The organism is Hymenobacter agri (assembly GCF_054778495.1).
The window spans coordinates 1-3,405 of sequence record NZ_BAAGZM010000477.1; the positions used below are offsets into that span (position 1 = coordinate 1).

Annotated in this window: 5 protein-coding genes; all 5 read left to right on the top strand. The window is 62.7% G+C overall.

Features of this window, described 5'->3' with window-relative positions; translation table 11 throughout:
- Positions 1 to 336: carboxypeptidase-like regulatory domain-containing protein (locus ACYVDE_RS17895; protein ID WP_460502916.1), on the top strand; the 336-nt coding region annotated here is incomplete at its 5' end.
- A gap of 115 nt (positions 337 to 451) precedes the next feature.
- Complete coding sequence (locus tag ACYVDE_RS17900; protein WP_460502917.1) at positions 452 to 778, top strand: ArsR/SmtB family transcription factor; 327 nt, start codon at positions 452 to 454, stop codon at positions 776 to 778.
- A 74-nt stretch (positions 779 to 852) separates the two neighbouring features.
- Positions 853 to 1,671, top strand: a complete 819-nt coding sequence (locus ACYVDE_RS17905; RefSeq protein ID WP_460502918.1) for a sulfite exporter TauE/SafE family protein — start codon at positions 853 to 855, stop codon at positions 1,669 to 1,671.
- A gap of 57 nt (positions 1,672 to 1,728) precedes the next feature.
- The gene (locus ACYVDE_RS17910) at positions 1,729 to 3,084 is read left to right on the top strand and encodes an MBL fold metallo-hydrolase (RefSeq protein ID WP_460502919.1); all 1,356 of its coding nucleotides are present in this window, start codon (positions 1,729 to 1,731) and stop codon (positions 3,082 to 3,084) included.
- Positions 3,085 to 3,107: 23 nt separating this feature from the next.
- The coding region (locus ACYVDE_RS17915; protein ID WP_460502920.1) for a class I SAM-dependent methyltransferase at positions 3,108 to 3,405 on the top strand (298 nt) is incomplete at its 3' end.

Sequence of the window (3,405 nt, forward strand, 5' to 3'; positions counted from 1 at the left end):
AGTTCGCGCCGCATGCGGCTGGCCTGCGTGCCGCTCCAGGGCCAGGTGTTCGAGGCCAACGGCCGGCCGCTGCTGGGCGCCACCCTGCTCGTAAAAGGTACGCACCAGGTATACGTCACCGACTCCGAAGGCCGCTTCCAGATTCCCGACGCGTTATACCAGGACCAGCAGCTGACAATTGGCGCGGCTGGCTACGTCTCGCAGGACGTATCGCTTGCGGATTGCTCCCTGCCGCGTCTGGTGCTGGCCAAAGACCCCTCCGCGCACATCCGGCGCAACGGTCGCCGCGCCGGTCAGCTCATCCGCCTCAATGGCAAAAACATGGATATGAAGTAGCTGCTCGTCATTGCGGGTATATAGAAATGACTGATTAAAGCCGGTGGCAAGAGAGCGTTGAATTTAGCATGAATGCTTGTTCATATGAAATTTCATTCATACCTTTGCCAGTACCATGAGCACCTCCCCTACTGCTGCGCCGCTGGTTGATATGGGCCTTTCTGTCGAGAAGATGGAAAAAGTGGCCTTCATTCTCAAAACCACGGCCCACCCCACGCGCATTGCCATCGTGCAGCTGCTGGCTGCCCAGCAACCCCTGTCGGTGTCCGACATCAGCGAAAAGCTGAATGTGGAGCAAAGTCTGCTCTCGCACCACTTGGCCGGCATGAAGCTGAAAGGCATTCTTAGCAGCACCCGCGACGGCAAAAACATCTACTATTCGCTAAAAATGCGCGAAGTCGTCGATGTTATTCAGTGCCTGGCCGCGTGCACGTTCCTGTAGGCGGCGCGGCCTTTTTTTGCCGCAACACATGAACAATCAATCATAAATTCATACATCCTTTCCCGCTCCCACCCATGCTACACTACTTTGGTTATTTCGCCGCCATCTTCATTGGCCTCTCGCTGGGCATTATGGGCGGGGGCGGCTCCATCCTCACGGTGCCGGTGCTGGTGTACCTGATGGGCGTGAGCCCGGTGCTGAGCACGGCCTACTCGCTGTTTGTGGTGGGCAGCACCTCGATGGTGGGCGCGGCGGGCTACTTCCGCAAGGGGCTGGTGTCGCTGAAAACGGCCGTGGTGTTTCTGGTGCCCTCGCTGCTGGCCGTGTTCACGGTGCGCAAGGTGCTGATGCCGGCCATTCCGCACGTGCTGTTCACGGTAGGCGGCATCGTGTTCACCAAAGACCTACTGGTGCTGGTGGCCTTCGCCGTGCTGATGGTGGCGGCCGCTACGTCGATGATTCGCAGCAAGCAGGCCGAAGTAGTGCTCGACGACGAACTGCACCATCCGCACCGGTTCAACTACCCACTCATTCTCGCCATTGGGCTGGTGGTGGGTACGCTCACGGGCTTTGTGGGCGCGGGCGGCGGCTTTCTCATCATTCCAGCGTTGGTGCTCGGGGCGCGCCTGCCGATGAAGCTGGCCGTGGGCACCTCGCTGGCCATTATTGCCCTGAACTCGCTCATCGGCTTCAGCGGCGACCTCAGCGCGGGCACGCCCATTGCGTGGCCATTCCTGCTAGGCTTTCTGGCGTTTGCGCTCGGCGGTATCGTGCTGGGCACCTACCTGGCGCGCTTCATCCCGGGGGCCCGGCTGAAGCCGGCTTTTGGCTGGTTCACGCTGGCCATGGGCGCGTTTATCCTCACCAAAGAGCTGCTGTTTCATCACGCTTAATCGGGCGCCTGCCGCCTTTTCCCGCTTGCTTCTTTCACCCGTCTTTCCATCGTCATCATGAGAATTGAACAGTTTGAAGACAAGGGCCTGGCCCACTTCTCCTACGCCATTCTGAGCGAGTGCGCCCGCGAAATCGTCCTCATCGACCCCGCCCGCAACCCGCAGCAATACTACGACTACGCCCGGGCCAATGAGGCCAACATCGTGGCCGTCATCGAGACGCACCCGCACGCCGACTTCGTGTCGTCGCACCTCGAAATTGCGCAGGCCACCGGGGCCGTCATCCGCGTGAGCAAGCTGTTGGGGGCTGATTATGCCCACGAGGCCTTCGACGAGGGCCAGTCCTTCACGGTGGGTAAGCTGAATTTCCGCGCCCTGAACACGCCCGGCCACTCGCCCGACTCGCTCAGCATCGTACTCAGCCGCGAAGGCAAAGACGTAGCTGTATTCACCGGCGACACGCTGTTCATCGGCGACGTGGGCCGGCCTGACCTGCGCGAAAAGGCCGGCAACCTGACCGCCAAGCGTGAAGAACTGGCCAAGCAGATGTACCACTCGCTGCGCGACAAGCTCATGCCTTTGGCCGCCGACGTGCTGGTGTACCCGGCGCACGGCGCGGGCAGCCTCTGCGGCAAGGCCCTGGCCGGGGCCAACAGCAGCAGCATCGGCGCCGAGAAAGCCGGCAACCCCATGCTGCGGGATATGAGCGAGGAAGCCTTTGTGCGCGAGCTGCTGGCCGACCAGCCGTTCATCCCGAAATATTTCGGCTACGACGTGGCCCTGAATAAGGCTGGCGCGCCCGCCTACATGCCCAGCGTGCAGCAGGTGCCGCGCCTGGCCCCCGGCACGAAGCTGGAAGCCGGCGCGGTCGTTATCGACTCGCGCCCCGAAGCCGAATTCAAAAAGGGCCACGTGGCGGGCGCCATCAACATCCAACAGGGCGGCAAGTTCGAAACCTGGCTGGGCTCCATCGTGGGGCCGGAGGAGCGGTTCTACTTGCTTGCCGCCGACGAGGCCACGCTGGAGGACCTGATTCAGAAGACGACCAAAATCGGCTACGAGCCGCTCATTAAGGGTGCGCTGGTGGGTACGCCGACCGCGGAGGCCACCCTGCCGGTGCTCGATGTGTCAGCTTTCCGCGAGCATCCCGAAAACTACACCATCGTGGACATCCGCAACCCCGTGGAGCACCGCGACGAGCCCATCTTCGCCGGCGCCATCAACATTCCGCTGCCCGAGCTGCGCGAACGGGCCGGCGAGATTCCGACCAATAAGCCGGTGGTGGTGCACTGCGCGGGCGGCTATCGCTCGGCGGCCGGCAGCAGCATTGTGGCCGCCGCCCTGCCCGGCACCGAGGTGCTCGATTTGAGCGAGGCGGTGAAGACTTTTCAGGCGGCGGCCGGCGCGCACTAACTCAACTTTTATTTCGCTTCGCTATGGCCTCCGCCCCCGACCCCAAGCGGCACTGGGAAACCGTGTACGCCGCCAAACAGCCCCACGAAGTGAGCTGGACCCAAGCCGTGCCCACTACGTCGCTGGAGTTTATTCACGGCTTTGCGCTGCCCAAATCGGCGCCCATCATCGACGTGGGCGGCGGCGACAGCCGGCTGGTTGATTACCTGCTGGACGCGGGCTACGAGAACGTGACGGTGCTCGATATTTCGGGGGCCGCCCTGGCGCGGGCGCAGCAGCGGCTGGGGCCGCGCCAGCACCGGGTGCAGTGGCTGGAAGCCG